Source organism: Cupriavidus sp. GA3-3, assembly GCF_000389805.1.
Taxonomy (GTDB): Bacteria; Pseudomonadota; Gammaproteobacteria; order Burkholderiales; family Burkholderiaceae; genus Cupriavidus; species Cupriavidus necator_D.
This window is the reverse complement of the sequence record NZ_KB944498.1, coordinates 58,922-73,184: the sequence shown is the minus strand read 5'-3', so window position 1 is coordinate 73,184 and position 14,263 is coordinate 58,922. Positions and strand designations below refer to the sequence as shown.

Genomic DNA, 14,263 nt, shown 5'->3' with positions numbered 1-14,263 from the left:
GTCTGAAAGCCGCGGTTGAGCGGAAGTGCCCTGGCAGCATTGGTCAGGGATGGCTCCAGCTCCGCTGCGGCTCATTTTTTTGTTGAACGAAGACATGAGCACCATTCCGATTACCAAGCGTGGCGCAGAGCTCCTGAAGGAAGAGCTGCAGCGCCTGAAGGCTGTCGAGCGTCCGGCGGTGATCAATGCGATCTCGGAAGCCCGCGCACAGGGCGACCTGTCTGAAAACGCCGAATACGACGCCGCCAAGGAAAAGCAAGCCTTTATCGAAGGCCGCATCCTGGAAGTGGAGGCCAAGCTGTCGGCCGCGCAGATCATCGACCCGACCCAGCTGGACACCGACGGCCGCATCGTCTTTGGCGCGACTGTGGACCTGGAAGACCTGGAGTCCGGCAGTCCCGTCAGCTACCAGATCGTGGGCGATGACGAAGCCGACATCGACGTCGGCAAGATCTCAGTCAGCTCGCCCATCGCGCGTGCGCTGATCGGCAAGTTCGAAGGCGACGTCGCAACCGTGCTGGCCCCTGGTGGCGAGCGCGAGTACGAAGTCATTACCGTACGCTATATCTGACGCCGGCCCGGCCGGCAGGCTTGCACCTGGCCCGGCCCACCGGAAAGACCGGCACGTGTTCTCCAATTCCTATAACAATCTGCCGCCGCTGCCGCACCGCATCTTCCTGCTGCTGACGGTGGTGTGGGCAGGCAGCCTCTGGACCGTCGGCTACATGGTGGCGCCGACCTTGTTCTCGGTGCTGCCCAGCCGCGAGATGGCGGGCATGATCGCCGGGCACCTGTTCCATACCGAGGCCATCGTCGGGGTCACCATCGGCGTGCTGCAGCTGGTGCTGTGCAACGTGATGATCCGGCGCGGTGCCCACCGCTATCGCGGCCTGCGCTGGCTGGTGCTGGGCATGTTGTGCTGCGTGCTGGCGGGCTACTTCGGCACCCAGCCGTTCATGGCCGGCCTGAAGGAAAAGGCGCTGGCGCTGGGCGTCGGCGTTTCGGAATCGCCTTACAAGGCGCAGTTCGGCATGCTGCACGGCGTGTCGAGCGCCTTCTACCTGCTGCAAAGCCTGCTGGCGCTGGTGCTGGTGTGGCGCGCTTCGGCGCCGCGTTCGGCCGGGGAATGAGGCCGGCCGCCGGCACCGCCACGGGCGTGGCGTGCCGGCATCGGGCGTCGCCTGGCAGCGACCCCGCCATGCTTCAGCTGATCGTGCTCAGCCCAGCGCCTTCTTCTTCTGGCTGGTCGGGCGTGCGCGCGAACGCTTCACATTGCCGCCGGCGGTGACGCGCTCGTTGCCAAGCACCGTGACTTCCTTGCGGGTCGGACGGCGGTTCGGCGCGGCGCTGGGCTTCTTGACCGTCACCGTGCGCGGGGCCGCGCCGCCACGGCGGGCGGGGGTGTGGCGGCCCAGGTCTTCGGCCTGGTTTTCCTTCAGGCGCGCTTCGCCCGGACGCCAGACCACCAGCAGCTTGCCGATATGCTGGATCGGCGCGGCGCTGAGCTGGTCGCAGATTTCTTCGTAGATGGCGATGCGCGCATCGCGATCGTCGCCGAACACGCGGATCTTGATCAGGTCGTGGGCGGCCAGGCTGCGGTCGATCTCGGCCAGTACGGCACGGGTCAGGCCTTCGGCGCCGACCATCACGACCGGGTTCAGGGCATGGGCACGGGAGCGCAGGTCAGAGCGCTGGGCAGGGACTAGTTGTAGAGCAGGCATAAGTTGGCGCTGATTATTAGGCGCTTGAAATAGTGATAGAGCGCGTGGGCGCTGGAAATCGGGCGCTGCAGCCCGCGCCGGTCGTGACACGGCGGGTCGGGCAGGGACAGGCTGCCGACGGCCGCCCGGGGGCGGCAAGCCGGCAGCTGATAAGGCGAGCCGGCGGTCGGGATGCGGATTGGCGCGTATTATCCGTCAATCCGGCACTGTCGGGCAGCAAAATCATCAAAACAGTAGGAAAACCTTCGCGGGCGGCATTGACCGGCGGGCGGGGCAGGGAACAGGCTGGTAACTGGCATGGCAAAAAACAAGTTCAATCATTCGTGGCTGCACGACCACATCAACGATCCGTACGTGAAAATGGCCCAGCGCGAGGGCTATCGCGCCCGCGCGGCCTACAAGCTCAAGGAGATCGACGAGCAGGACAAGCTGATCCGCCCGGGGCAGGTGATCGTCGATCTGGGCGCGGCGCCGGGCAGCTGGAGCCAGTACGCCCGCAACAAGCTGGCGGACTCGCCCCGGGCCAAGGACGGCAGGATCGATGGCGCCGTGGTCGCGATCGACCTGCTGCCGATGGAACCGGTCGCCGACGTCACTTTCATCCAGGGTGACTTTCGCGAGGAATCAGTCTTCCGCGAACTGGAAAGTGTGGTGCTGGACGCCTCCGGCGGTAACAAGATTGACCTTGTTTTGTCGGACATGGCCCCCAATTTGTCCGGTGTGGCCTTCGCCGATGCAGCACGGATCGAGTACCTGTGCGACCTGGCGCTGGAATTTGCGCAGGCCCACCTTAAGCCGGAGGGGGCATTGCTGGTAAAGTGCTTCCACGGGAGCGGCTACAGCCAGATCGTGGAGAAGTTCAAACGGCATTTCAAAGTGGTTGCGAAACGCAAGCCCAAGGCGTCTCGCGACAAGTCTTCCGAAACCTTTATCCTTGGGCGCTACCTCAAGGCAGTGGATTGACCGGTCTCGATACAAGCCAGGGCGAAAAAAGAAGCGTGGAAAGTGCCCCACCCGGTGCTATCGGCATCATAGTTTCTCTGTTTCCCCCCGAGGGCGGGCGCTGCATTACAATGCAGCTATCCGTTGGCAAGGCAATTGCAAAGGAGTTCGGCCTTGAATAACAACCTGTTTCAAAAGGCGGCAATCTGGCTCGTAATCGCGCTGGTGTTGTTTACCGTCTTCAAGCAGTTCGACAAGCCCCGTGCGCAGGACAGCGTCACCTATTCGCAGTTCATGGATGACGCCAAGAATGGCAAGGTGTCGCGTGTCGACGTGCAGGGCCGCAACCTGGTGGTCTCGCCTAAGGAAGGCGCCAAGTACACCATCATCTCGCCGGGCGACATCTGGATGGTCGGCGACCTGATGAAGTACGGCGTCCAGGTGACCGGCAAGGCGGACGACGAACCCAACGTGCTGGTGCAGGCCCTGTATTACCTCGGGCCGACCCTGCTGATCATCGTGTTCTGGTTCTACATGATGCGCCAGATGCAGGGGGGCGGCAAAGGCGGCGCTTTCTCATTCGGCAAGTCGCGTGCGCGCCTGATCGACGAGAACCAGAACGCCGTCACGTTCCAGGACGTCGCCGGCTGCGACGAGTCCAAGGAAGAAGTGGTCGAGCTGGTCGACTTCCTGAAGGACCCGCAGAAATTCCAGAAGCTGGGCGGGCGCATCCCGCGCGGCGTGCTGCTGGTAGGCCCTCCGGGTACCGGCAAGACGCTGCTGGCGCGCGCCATTGCCGGCGAGGCCAAGGTGCCGTTCTTCAGCATCTCGGGTTCCGACTTTGTGGAAATGTTCGTCGGCGTGGGCGCGGCCCGCGTGCGCGACATGTTCGAGAACGCCAAGAAGCAGGCACCCTGCATCGTGTTCATCGATGAAATCGACGCGGTCGGCCGCCATCGTGGCGCCGGCATGGGCGGCGGCAACGACGAGCGCGAGCAGACCCTGAACCAGATGCTGGTCGAGATGGACGGCTTCGAGGCCAACTCGGGCGTGATCGTGATCGCCGCGACCAACCGTGCCGACGTGCTGGACAAGGCGCTGCTGCGTCCGGGCCGTTTCGACCGCCAGGTCTACGTGGGCCTGCCGGACATCCGCGGCCGCGAGCAGATCCTGAAGGTCCATATGCGCAAGGTGCCGATCGGCAACGATGTCGACGCCTCGATCATCGCGCGCGGCACCCCGGGCTTCTCGGGCGCGGACCTGGCCAACCTGGTCAACGAAGCCGCACTGTTTGCCGCCCGCCGGAGCAAGCGCGTGGTCGACATGCAGGACTTCGAGGACGCCAAGGACAAGATCTACATGGGTCCGGAGCGCAAGTCGACGGTCATGCGCGAAGAAGAGCGCCGGGCCACGGCTTACCATGAGTCGGGCCATGCGGTAGTGGCCAAGCTGCTGCCCAAGGCTGACCCGGTGCACAAGGTCACCATCATGCCGCGTGGCTGGGCGCTGGGTGTGACCTGGCAGCTGCCGGAGCATGACAAGTATTCGAAGTACAAGGACAGCATGCTGGAAGAGGTTGCCATCCTCTTCGGCGGCCGTGCGGCGGAAGAGGTCTTCCTCAACGCCATGAGCACCGGTGCTTCCAACGACTTCGAGCGCGCCACCAAGCTCGCCCGCGACATGGTGACCCGCTTCGGCATGAGCGATTCGCTGGGTGCCATGGTCTACGTGGATACCGAGCAGGATGGCATGTTCGGCAAGCTGTCGTCGAAGACGGTGTCGGAAGCCACGCAGCAGAAGGTCGACGCCGAGATCCGCCGCATCATCGACGAGCAATACGCGCTGGCCAAGCGCCTGCTCGAAGAGAACCGCGACAAGGTCGAAGCCATGACCAACGCGCTGATGGAATGGGAAACCATCGATGCCGACCAGGTCAACGACATCATGGCCGGCAAGCCGCCGCGTCCGCCGCGCAGCGCGTCGGGCCCGAACGGCGGCGGCAGCACGCCTCCGGGCGGGTCGCCGGTGGCGCCGACCAACGCGCCCGCCACGGCCTGATCCTGGTTCGTCCACAGACGACGCCGTAGTGATGGCTGTGTAGTGTGCCTGTCCCTGAAGCCGGTGCCTGGTGCACCGGCTTTTCCTTTTGCGCGGCATCTGCCGCGCCCGGATTGAATCAAGCATTCCTACCTTGCAGCAGACTTCTCAGACCAGGTATTTCCAGTGCGGCCGTTTTCGCTTTGCCCTGGACCAGCGCCCGCTGGTGATGGGTATCCTCAACGTCACGCCCGATTCCTTCTCGGATGGCGGCCAGCATGCCAGCCGGGACGCGGCGCTGCGCCATGCCGGGCAGATGATCGCCGAGGGCGTGGACATCATCGACATCGGCGGGGAATCCAGCCGGCCCGGTTCGGCGGCGCTGCCGCTGGAAGACGAACTGGCGCGCGTGATCCCGGTGGTGGAAGCACTGCGCGACTGCGGCAAGCCGCTTTCGGTCGATACCTACAAGCCCGAGGTCATGCGCGCCGCGCTTGCGGCCGGAGCCGATCTCATCAACGATATCTGGGGTTTCCGCATGCCGGGCGCGGTCGAGGCCGTGGCGGCGGGGCAGGCGGGCCTGTGCGTGATGCATATGCAGCGCGATCCGCAGACCATGCAGGAAGACCCGCACTACGATGACGTGGTCGCCGAGGTGGCCGGGTTCCTTGCCGAGCGCATTGCCGTGCTGCGCGCTGCCGGCATCGACGATGCGCGCATCTCCCTCGATTCGGGGTTCGGCTTCGGCAAGACACCCGATCATAATCTGCGCCTGCTCGGCCAACTGCCGCGGCTGGCGCTTGAGGGCCTGCCGGTGCTGGCTGGCATCTCGCGCAAGTCCACGCTGGGCGCGGTCCTTGGTGGCCGGCCGCCGCAGCAGCGTGTTGCCGCCAGCATTGCCGCCGCGGTGTGTGCGCTGGAGCGCGGAGCATTTATCGTGCGCGTGCATGATGTGGAGCAGACGGTGGACGCCGTGAAGATCTGGTGGGCGGTGCGCAACGAGTCCGTTGGCGCGGCCTGAACCAGCCGCGGCCACCGCAGGCAGAACAACGATCAGAGTAAAGAAAGGGAATCAGCGAATGACACGCAAGTATTTCGGGACAGATGGCGTGCGGGGCAGGGTCGGCGAGGCGCCGATCACGCCGGACTTCGTGATGCGCCTGGGCCATGCGGCCGGCAAGGTGCTGGCCCACGGCGCCAAGACCGGGCAAGGCAAGCCGACCGTGCTGATCGGCAAGGACACGCGCATTTCCGGCTATATGCTGGAAGCGGCGCTGGAAGCCGGCTTCACCTCGGCCGGCGTGCACGTGCTGCTGACCGGTCCGCTGCCGACGCCGGGCATCGCCTACCTGACGCGGGCGCTGCGGCTGTCCGCCGGCGTGGTGATCTCGGCCAGCCACAATCCCTACTACGACAACGGCATCAAGTTCTTTTCGGCCGACGGCGACAAGCTGCCCGATGCGGTCGAGGCAGAGATCGAGGCTGCCATCGAAGAGCCGATGGTGTGCGCGCCGTCCGATGACCTGGGCCGCGCGCGCCGCATCAACGATGCGCCCGGCCGCTATATCGAGTTCTGCAAGAGCACCTTCCCGCATGAGCAGGACCTGTACGGCCTGAAACTGGTGGTCGACTGTGCCCATGGCGCCGCCTACCACATCGCGCCGCACGTGTTCCATGAGCTGGGCGCCGACGTGGTTTCGATCGGCAACCAGCCGGACGGCCGCAATATCAACGACGGCTACGGCGCCACCGCGCCGGCCAAGCTGGTTGAGGCGGTCAAGGCCCATGGCGCTGACCTGGGCCTGGCCTTTGACGGCGACGCCGACCGCTTGCAGGTGGTGGATGCCGACGGCCGTCTCTACAACGGCGACGAACTGCTGTATCTGATCGTGCGCGACCGCCAGGCCGCTGGCCAGGCGGTGCCGGGTGCCGTGGGCACGCTGATGACCAATATGGCGGTGGAGCTCGCGCTCAAGCGCCAGGGCGTGGAATTCGTGCGCGCCAAGGTGGGTGACCGCTATGTGCTGGAAGAGTTGAACAAGCGCAGCTGGACTCTGGGCGGCGAGGGCTCCGGCCACCTGCTGTGCCTGGACCGCCACAGCACCGGCGACGGCATCGTGTCGGCGCTGCAGGTGCTGGCCGCGCTGCGCCGCAGCGGCAAGACTCTGGCGCAGTTGCTCGAGGGCGTAAGGCTGTTCCCGCAGACGCTCATCAACGTGCGCGTGCAGAAAGGCTTCGACTGGCAGTCGCATGCCGGCCTGCAGGCCGCGCGCGCGGCGGTCGAGCCTGAACTGGAGGGGCGCGGCCGGGTGCTGATCCGTGCCTCCGGCACCGAGCCGGTGGTGCGCGTGATGGTCGAGGCCGAGCAGGCTGAAATGGCCGAGCGCGCGGCCAGGCGGCTGGCCGATGCCTTGGGCGCCTGATACGCCGCCCCCTGACCAGGAACGCCGGGCCAGTCCCGGCGTTTTTTTATTCTATAGCGCAATTAACCGCCGTCATATTGCGTCACCATGATTGCCGGATGGGCGCGGCGATCCCTTGCTGGAGGCCGGTTCCAAGAAGATTTAAAGATGTCACGGAATTGTCATACAGGGAGCATAGAGTTCGTCTTGTCAAAAATTTGTCATTCCCAACCAATGTTCTCTGGAGGACATATGAAGCTGGTCAAGACTGCCGTGGCAGGCATCGTTTCGATGGTGGTGGCGGGTACTGCGTTCGCGGCGGAAATTACCGGTGCAGGCGCTTCTTTCCCGGCGCCCGTGTATTCCAAGTGGGCCGACGCATACCAAAAAGCAACGGGTAATAAGGTCAACTATCAATCCATCGGCTCGTCGGGCGGGATCAAGCAGATCGGCGCCAAGACGGTCGATTTCGGTGCCTCGGACGCGCCGCTGAAGGACGAGGACCTGAACAAGCAGGGCCTGGTCCAGTTCCCGACCGTGATCGGCGGCGTGGTGCCGGTGATCAACCTGCAGGGCGTAAAGCCGGGCGATCTGACCATCACGGGCGAAGTGCTGGCCAATATCTACCTGGGCAAGATCAAGAAGTGGGATGACCCCGCGATCAAGGCGCTGAACCCGCAAGCCAAGCTGCCGAGCCAGGACATCCTGCCGGTGCGCCGCGCCGACGGTTCGGGCACTACCTTCATCTTCACCAACTACCTGTCCAAGGTCAGCCCGGACTGGAAGAGCGCGGTGGGCGAGGGCACCACGGTCAACTGGCCGGGCGGCGGCACCGGCGGCAAGGGCAACGAGGGCGTCGCCGCCTTCGTGCAGCGCCTGAACGGCGCCATCGGCTACGTCGAGTACGCCTACGCCAAGCAGAACAAGATGACCCACGTGAACATGAAGAACGCGTCGGGTGCCGTGGTCAAGCCGGGCGACGATGCCTTCAAGGCTGCCGCCGCCGGTGCGGACTGGAGCAAGACCTACTACCAGATCCTGACCAACCAGCCGGGCAAGGAAGCTTGGCCGATCGCCGGCGCCACCTTCATCCTGGTCCACAAGAACCAGGAAAAGGCCGCGCAGGGTGCCGAAGTGCTGAAGTTCTTCGACTGGGCCTACAAGAGCGGCGCCAACATGGCCGCCGACCTTGACTACGTGCCGCTGCCGGAAAACGTTGTGAACCAGATCCGTTCGACCTGGAAGACCAGCGTCAAGGACGCCTCGGGCAAGGCGCTGTACTGATCCTGACGGCATCGCCGGCCCCGCGCGAGTGCGGGGCCGGTGGCCGGGCTGCCCGAAACTGGCCCGGACACCAGGCTCCCGCCCAGGCGGGAGCGGCGATCCACCCTGAATTCCCGACATGGCGACTACCCCCTCCGAGATCCGCAACGTCCAGCCCCCGAGCCGCATGGGCGACATCCTGTTCGGCGGCCTGACGCGGGGCGCCGCGATCGTGACCCTGCTGCTGCTGGGCGGCATCATCGTCTCGCTCGCGATCAGCGCCTGGCCGTCGATCCAGACCTTCGGTGCGCGCTTCCTGTGGACCGCGGAGTGGGATCCTCCCGCCGATGTCTATGGCGCGCTGGTGCCCATCTACGGCACCATCGTGACCTCGCTGATCGCGCTGATCATCGCGGTGCCGGTGAGCTTCGGCATCGCGCTGTTCCTGACCGAGCTGTCGCCGGCCTGGCTGCGCCGCCCGCTGGGCACGGCCATCGAACTGCTCGCCGCGGTGCCGTCGATCGTCTACGGCATGTGGGGCCTGCTCGTGTTCGCGCCGATCTTCGGCGAGTATTTCCAGAAGCCCCTGGCCGCCACGGTGGGCCAGCTGCCGGTGGTCGGCAAGCTGTTCCAGGGCGCGCCGCTGGGCATCGGCCTGCTGTGCGCGGGCGTGATCCTGGCGATCATGATCATCCCGTACATCGCTTCGGTGATGCGCGACGTGTTTGAAGTCACCCCGGTGCTGCTCAAGGAATCGGCCTACGGCGTGGGCTGCACCACCTGGGAAGTGATGTGGAACGTGGTGCTGCCCTACACCCGCGCCGGTGTCATCGGCGGCGTGATGCTGGGCCTGGGCCGCGCACTGGGCGAGACCATGGCCGTCACCTTCGTGATCGGCAACACCAACCTGCTGGACAGCGCCTCGCTGTTCTCGCCGGGCAACAGCATCACCTCGGCGCTCGCCAACGAATTCGCCGAAGCCGGCGCCGGCCTGCACACCGCGGCGCTGATGGAACTGGGCCTGATCCTGTTCTTCATTACCTTCGTGGTGCTGGCGCTGTCCAAGCTGCTGCTGCTGCGACTGGCAAAGAATGAGGGAACCAAATGAGCGCGAGTCAAGCTGTGTCAACCGCATCGATCCCGGCGGTCCGTGCCGACGCGGATGCCATTCGCACCCGGCTGCAGGCGCGCCGCCGCCGCACCAACCTGTATGCACTGACCGCCTCGCTGGTGGCGATGGGCTTCGGCCTGTTCTGGCTGGCGTGGATCCTGTGGACCACCGTCACGCTGGGCGTGGGCGGCCTGTCGCTGGACCTGTTCACGCAGATGACCCCGGCGCCGAATACCGCTGGCGGCGGCCTGGCCAACGCCATCTTCGGCAGCTTCGTGATGGTCGGCATGGCGACGCTGTTCGGCACGCCGCTGGGCATCCTGGCCGGCATCTACCTGGCCGAGTACGGCAAGAGCTCGCCGCTGGCCAGCTTTATCCGCTTTATCAACGACATCCTGCTGTCGGCGCCGTCGATTGTGATCGGCCTCTTTGTCTACGCGCTGGTGGTGACCCGCATGGGCCACTTCTCGGGCTGGGCCGGGATCTGCGCGCTGGCGCTGCTGCAGGTGCCGATCGTGGTGCGCACCACCGAGAACATGCTGAACCTGGTGCCCAACGCGCTGCGCGAGGCGGCCTTCGCACTCGGCACGCCCAAGTGGAAGATGGTGCTGTCGATCACGGTGAAGTCATCCTACGCCGGCATTGTGACCGGGGTGTTGCTGGCCGTCGCCCGTATCGCCGGCGAGACCGCGCCGCTGCTGTTCACCGCGCTGTCCAATCAGTTCTGGACCAGCGACCTGAACAAGCCGATGGCCAACCTGCCGGTGACGATCTTCCGCTTTGCCATGAGCCCGTTCACCGAATGGCAGCAACTGGCCTGGGCGGGTGTGTTCCTGATTACGATCGGCGTGCTGGCCCTGAATATCCTGGCGCGCATCCTGTTCAAGAAATAAGCGGCCGGACCACGCAAACCGTCCCGCCCAAAGACTGCAAGCGAGAAACGCAATGACCTCCACCGTCATCGACATTCCCGATTCGGTACGCGCCAAGATCGACGTGCGCAACCTGAACTTCTACTACGGCCAGTTCCATGCGCTGAAGGACATCAACATGTCGATCCCCGACCGCAAGGTCACGGCCTTCATCGGACCGTCGGGGTGCGGCAAGTCGACGCTGCTGCGCACCTTCAACAAGATGTATGCGCTGTATCCCGAGCAGCGCGCCGAGGGTGAGATCAACATGGACGGCGACAACCTGCTGACCGCGCGCCAGGACATCGCGCTGCTGCGCGCCAAGGTCGGCATGGTGTTCCAGAAGCCGACACCGTTCCCGATGTCGATCTACGACAACATCGCCTTCGGCGTGCGCCTGTTCGAGAAGCTGTCGCGCTCGGAGATGGACGACCGCGTGGAATGGGCGCTGACCAAGGCGGCGCTGTGGAACGAGGCCAAGGACAAGCTGCATCAGTCCGGCTACGGCCTGTCCGGCGGCCAGCAGCAGCGCCTGTGCATCGCGCGCGGCATTGCCATCCGCCCGGAAGTGTTGCTGCTGGACGAGCCGTGCTCGGCACTCGATCCGATTTCCACCGGCCGCATCGAGGAACTGATCGCGGAGCTGAAGGACGAGTACACGGTCGTGATCGTTACCCACAACATGCAGCAGGCGGCGCGCTGCTCGGACTACACCGCCTATATGTACCTGGGCGAACTGATCGAGTTCGGCGAGACCGAGAAGATCTTCATCAAGCCGCACCGCAAGGAAACGGAAGACTACATTACCGGCCGGTTCGGCTGATCGTTACCGCAGGGCGTAGCATATCCATAAGCGGCCAGGAGAATCCCATGCCAGACAAGCACCTGTCGACCCAGTTCGACGCCGACCTCAACGCGATCAACACCAAGCTGCTGCAGATGGGCGGCCTGGTCGAGTCGCAGATCGAGCTCGCCATGCGCGCGCTGTCCGACTTCGATGGCGAGACCGCCGACCAGGTCATCGCCCGGGAGATCCAGCTCAACGCGCTGGAAGTCGAGATCGATGCCGACTGCGGCAACATCATTGCCCGGCGCCAGCCGACCGCGCGCGACCTGCGCCTGGTGATGGCCATCTCCAAGACCATCACCAACCTGGAGCGCGCCGGCGACGAGGCCGAGAAGATCGCCAAGCGCACCAAGCACATCATGGAAGACGCGTCGGCGCACAGCATCAATTACGCCGAGGTCAAGCTCTCGGGCGAGATGGCGATCTCGCTGCTGCGCCAGGCGCTGGACGCCTTTGCGCGCCTGGACACCGTGGCGGCGGCGCGCATCGTCAAGGACGACAAGGCCATCGACGAGGAATTCCGCGGCTTCGTGCGCAAGCTGATCACGTACATGATGGAAGACCCGCGTACGATCTCGGTCGCGCTGGATTTCCTGTTCATCGCCAAGGCGGTGGAGCGCATTGGCGATCACGCCAAGAACATCGCGGAATTTATCATTTACATTGTCAAGGGGACGGACGTCCGCCATGTCTCGCGCGAGGACATGGAGCGCGAAGCGCTGAGCTGAACTCAGCCGCCCACGGAGAACAATTACATGCCAAGCAGTATTCTCGTTGTCGAAGACGAACCGGCGATCGCCGAACTGATCGCCGTGAACCTGCAGCACGCGGGGCACTATCCGATCCGGGCCTACAACGCCGAGCAGGCGCTGTCGCTGATGAGCGATGTGCTGCCCGACCTGGTGCTGCTCGACTGGATGCTCCCGGGCAAGTCGGGCGCGAACTTCGCCAAGGAGTTGCGGGCCAACGACCGCACCCGCCAGATCCCCATCATCATGCTGACCGCCCGCGGCGAGGAGCAGGACAAGGTGATGGGGCTTGAGGCCGGCGCCGACGACTACGTCACCAAGCCGTTCTCGCCCAAGGAACTGCTGGCGCGGATCAAGGCGGTGCTGCGCCGCCGTGCGCCGCAGCTGACCGACGATGTGGTGGCCATCAACGGCCTGCGCCTGGACCCGGCCACGCACCGTGTCACCGGCCAGGACGACAGCGGCGCGATCAAGCTGGAGCTGGGTCCGACCGAGTTCCGCCTGCTGCACTTCCTGATGACGCATCCGGAACGCGTGCACAGCCGCTCGCAACTGCTCGACCAGGTCTGGGGCGACCATGTCTTTGTCGAGGAGCGTACCGTCGACGTCCATATCAAGCGCCTGCGCGCCGCGCTCACCCCCGGCGGCTACAGCAATATGATCGAAACCGTGCGCGGCAGTGGCTACCGCCTGGCGCGCACGCCCGGCGCCTGACGCGCCGGACATGGGAGGGCGGCTTGACGTGCTGCCCTGCCAGAGCCCACGCTGCTGGCAGGGCGCGGCGCATTCGTGGCACACTCCGTCGCAACCCTGCAGCCTTCCGTGGCTGCGAGCCTGAACCCTGCGCATGAATGTCATCTGGGCCCGTTCCGTGGCCATCCTGATCAGCCTGCTGGTGCTGTCCGCCGGTGTTTACCTGGCCGTGGGCCCGGTGCCGGCGCTGGCGCTGGCATGCGTATCGCTGCTCGGGCTGCTGTTCTACTACCTGTACCAGATCAACCGCCTGTGGAAGGTGCTTGATGCGCCGGTCTACGGCGAGATCCCCAGTGCACTCGGGCTTTGGGGCGAGGTGTATTACCGGCTGCACCGGCTGGTCAAGCGCTGGCGCACCCAGGTGCTGCAGGTCGAGCAGCAGCACACGCGCTTTATCCAGGCCATCCAGGCTTCGCCCAACGGCGTGCTGATGCTGGACGACGCCGACCAGATCGAGTGGTGCAACGACGTGGCCGAGCAGCATTTCGGCCTGAACGCGCGGCGCGACGTGCGCCAGCGCATCACCCACCTGATCCGCCGCCCCGAGTTCGTCCACTACCTGACCCGGCAGCGCTTCGATGACCCACTGGTGATGCGCGACATGGGCGAGCACAAGCACAGCGTGATCGCGGTGCAGATCCTGCCCTATGGCGACAACCGCAAGCTGGTGATCACGCAGGACATCACCAAGCTCGAAAACACCGAGGCGATGCGGCGCGACTTCGTTGCCAACGTGTCGCACGAACTGAAGACGCCGCTGACGGTGCTGACCGGCTTCCTGGAAACCGTGCGCGACCTGCCGGTGTCGGAAGACGACCGGCGCCGCTACATCGACATGATGCTGGCGCAGTCGGTGCGCATGCAGAGCATCGTCGAAGACCTGCTGGCGCTGGCCAAGCTGGAAAGCGATGCGCAGCCGCCCGGCAATGACATCGTGCCGATCCGTGCCATGGTGGCGCACCTGACCCACGACGCCGAGGCGCTGTCGCAGGGACGGCACCAGGTCTCGGCCGAGATCGACCCGACCGTCGGCATGCGTGGCGCCGAGACCGAACTGCTGTCGGCGCTGGGCAACCTGGTGTCGAACGCCGTGCGCTACACGCCGGACGGGGGGCGCATCACCATCAGGCTGGCCTGGGAAGAGGGTCATGCCGTGTTCTCGGTGGCCGATACCGGCCTGGGCATCGCTCCCGAGCATATTCCCCGGCTGACCGAGCGCTTCTACCGCGTGGACCGCAGCCGCTCGCGCGACACCGGCGGCACCGGGCTGGGGCTGGCCATCGTCAAGCACGTGCTGTCACGCCACCATGCGGACCTGCGCGTGACCAGCGAAGAGGGCCGGGGCAGCGTGTTCCGCGTGATCTTCCCGCTTGAACGCAGCCTGCGTTCGGCCGGGGAGGGCGCGGACATGCCAGCGCCAGGCAGCGGCCCGACCGCGCCGCCGCAGTCGCCGGACACCTCGCGGCGCGCCGCCTGACCCGTAAAGTAAAACCCCGCCGCGGCGGGGTTTTGCATGTTATGCCTCAG

Annotated in this window: 14 protein-coding genes; 13 read left to right on the top strand and 1 reads right to left on the bottom strand. The window is 65.3% G+C overall.

Annotation, left to right across the window (positions count from 1 at the left end; genetic code table 11):
* The first annotated feature begins 94 nt into the window (after window positions 1–94).
* Both greA and C265_RS23740 read left to right on the top strand, forming a co-directional pair.
* Window positions 95–571 (top strand): transcription elongation factor GreA, encoded by a 477-nt coding sequence (gene greA / locus C265_RS23745; protein WP_010814319.1) that lies wholly within the window; start codon window positions 95–97, stop codon window positions 569–571.
* A 55-nt stretch (window positions 572–626) separates the two neighbouring features.
* The gene (locus C265_RS23740; RefSeq protein ID WP_010814318.1) at window positions 627–1,130 is read left to right on the top strand and encodes a DUF4149 domain-containing protein; all 504 of its coding nucleotides are present in this window, start codon (window positions 627–629) and stop codon (window positions 1,128–1,130) included.
* A gap of 87 nt (window positions 1,131–1,217) precedes the next feature.
* Here C265_RS23740 and C265_RS23735 read toward each other — a convergent pair whose 3' ends face one another.
* Entirely contained in the window at window positions 1,218–1,721 is a 504-nt protein-coding gene (locus tag C265_RS23735) for a YhbY family RNA-binding protein (RefSeq protein WP_010814317.1), read from the bottom strand.
* Window positions 1,722–2,018: 297 nt separating this feature from the next.
* On the opposite strand from C265_RS23735, the gene C265_RS23730 reads away from it, so the two are divergent.
* From C265_RS23730 to phoR, 11 genes are all read left to right on the top strand, one after another.
* Window positions 2,019–2,684 (top strand): RlmE family RNA methyltransferase, encoded by a 666-nt coding sequence (locus tag C265_RS23730; protein ID WP_010814316.1) that lies wholly within the window; start codon window positions 2,019–2,021, stop codon window positions 2,682–2,684.
* 153 nt (window positions 2,685–2,837) lie between these two features.
* Window positions 2,838–4,721 (top strand): ATP-dependent zinc metalloprotease FtsH, encoded by a 1,884-nt coding sequence (gene ftsH / locus C265_RS23725; RefSeq protein WP_010814315.1) that lies wholly within the window; start codon window positions 2,838–2,840, stop codon window positions 4,719–4,721.
* 133 nt (window positions 4,722–4,854) lie between these two features.
* Window positions 4,855–5,721, top strand: a complete 867-nt coding sequence (gene folP, locus C265_RS23720; RefSeq protein WP_010814314.1) for a dihydropteroate synthase — start codon at window positions 4,855–4,857, stop codon at window positions 5,719–5,721.
* A gap of 58 nt (window positions 5,722–5,779) precedes the next feature.
* A complete protein-coding gene (glmM, locus tag C265_RS23715) occupies window positions 5,780–7,123 on the top strand; it encodes a phosphoglucosamine mutase (RefSeq protein WP_010814313.1) in 1,344 nt (447 codons plus the stop codon).
* A gap of 231 nt (window positions 7,124–7,354) precedes the next feature.
* The gene (gene pstS, locus C265_RS23710) at window positions 7,355–8,386 is read left to right on the top strand and encodes a phosphate ABC transporter substrate-binding protein PstS (protein ID WP_010814312.1); all 1,032 of its coding nucleotides are present in this window, start codon (window positions 7,355–7,357) and stop codon (window positions 8,384–8,386) included.
* A gap of 118 nt (window positions 8,387–8,504) precedes the next feature.
* Window positions 8,505–9,473 carry a phosphate ABC transporter permease PstC gene (pstC, locus tag C265_RS23705; RefSeq protein WP_011615657.1) on the top strand — a complete coding sequence of 323 codons (969 nt, stop codon included), beginning with the start codon at window positions 8,505–8,507 and terminating at the stop codon, window positions 9,471–9,473.
* Window positions 9,470–10,369: a phosphate ABC transporter permease PstA gene (gene pstA / locus C265_RS23700; protein ID WP_011615656.1), complete on the top strand. Its 900-nt coding sequence runs from the start codon at window positions 9,470–9,472 to the stop codon at window positions 10,367–10,369. The genes pstC and pstA overlap by 4 nt, the downstream gene beginning before the upstream one ends.
* A gap of 52 nt (window positions 10,370–10,421) precedes the next feature.
* Entirely contained in the window at window positions 10,422–11,210 is a 789-nt protein-coding gene (pstB, locus tag C265_RS23695) for a phosphate ABC transporter ATP-binding protein PstB (RefSeq protein ID WP_010814309.1), read from the top strand.
* 47 nt (window positions 11,211–11,257) lie between these two features.
* Window positions 11,258–11,962, top strand: coding sequence for a phosphate signaling complex protein PhoU (gene phoU / locus C265_RS23690; protein WP_010814308.1), 705 nt, complete (start codon window positions 11,258–11,260; stop codon window positions 11,960–11,962).
* A gap of 27 nt (window positions 11,963–11,989) precedes the next feature.
* Window positions 11,990–12,697, top strand: coding sequence for a phosphate regulon transcriptional regulator PhoB (gene phoB / locus C265_RS23685; RefSeq protein WP_010814307.1), 708 nt, complete (start codon window positions 11,990–11,992; stop codon window positions 12,695–12,697).
* A gap of 133 nt (window positions 12,698–12,830) precedes the next feature.
* The gene (gene phoR, locus C265_RS23680; protein WP_010814306.1) at window positions 12,831–14,213 is read left to right on the top strand and encodes a phosphate regulon sensor histidine kinase PhoR; all 1,383 of its coding nucleotides are present in this window, start codon (window positions 12,831–12,833) and stop codon (window positions 14,211–14,213) included.
* Window positions 14,214–14,263: the final 50 nt, after the last annotated feature.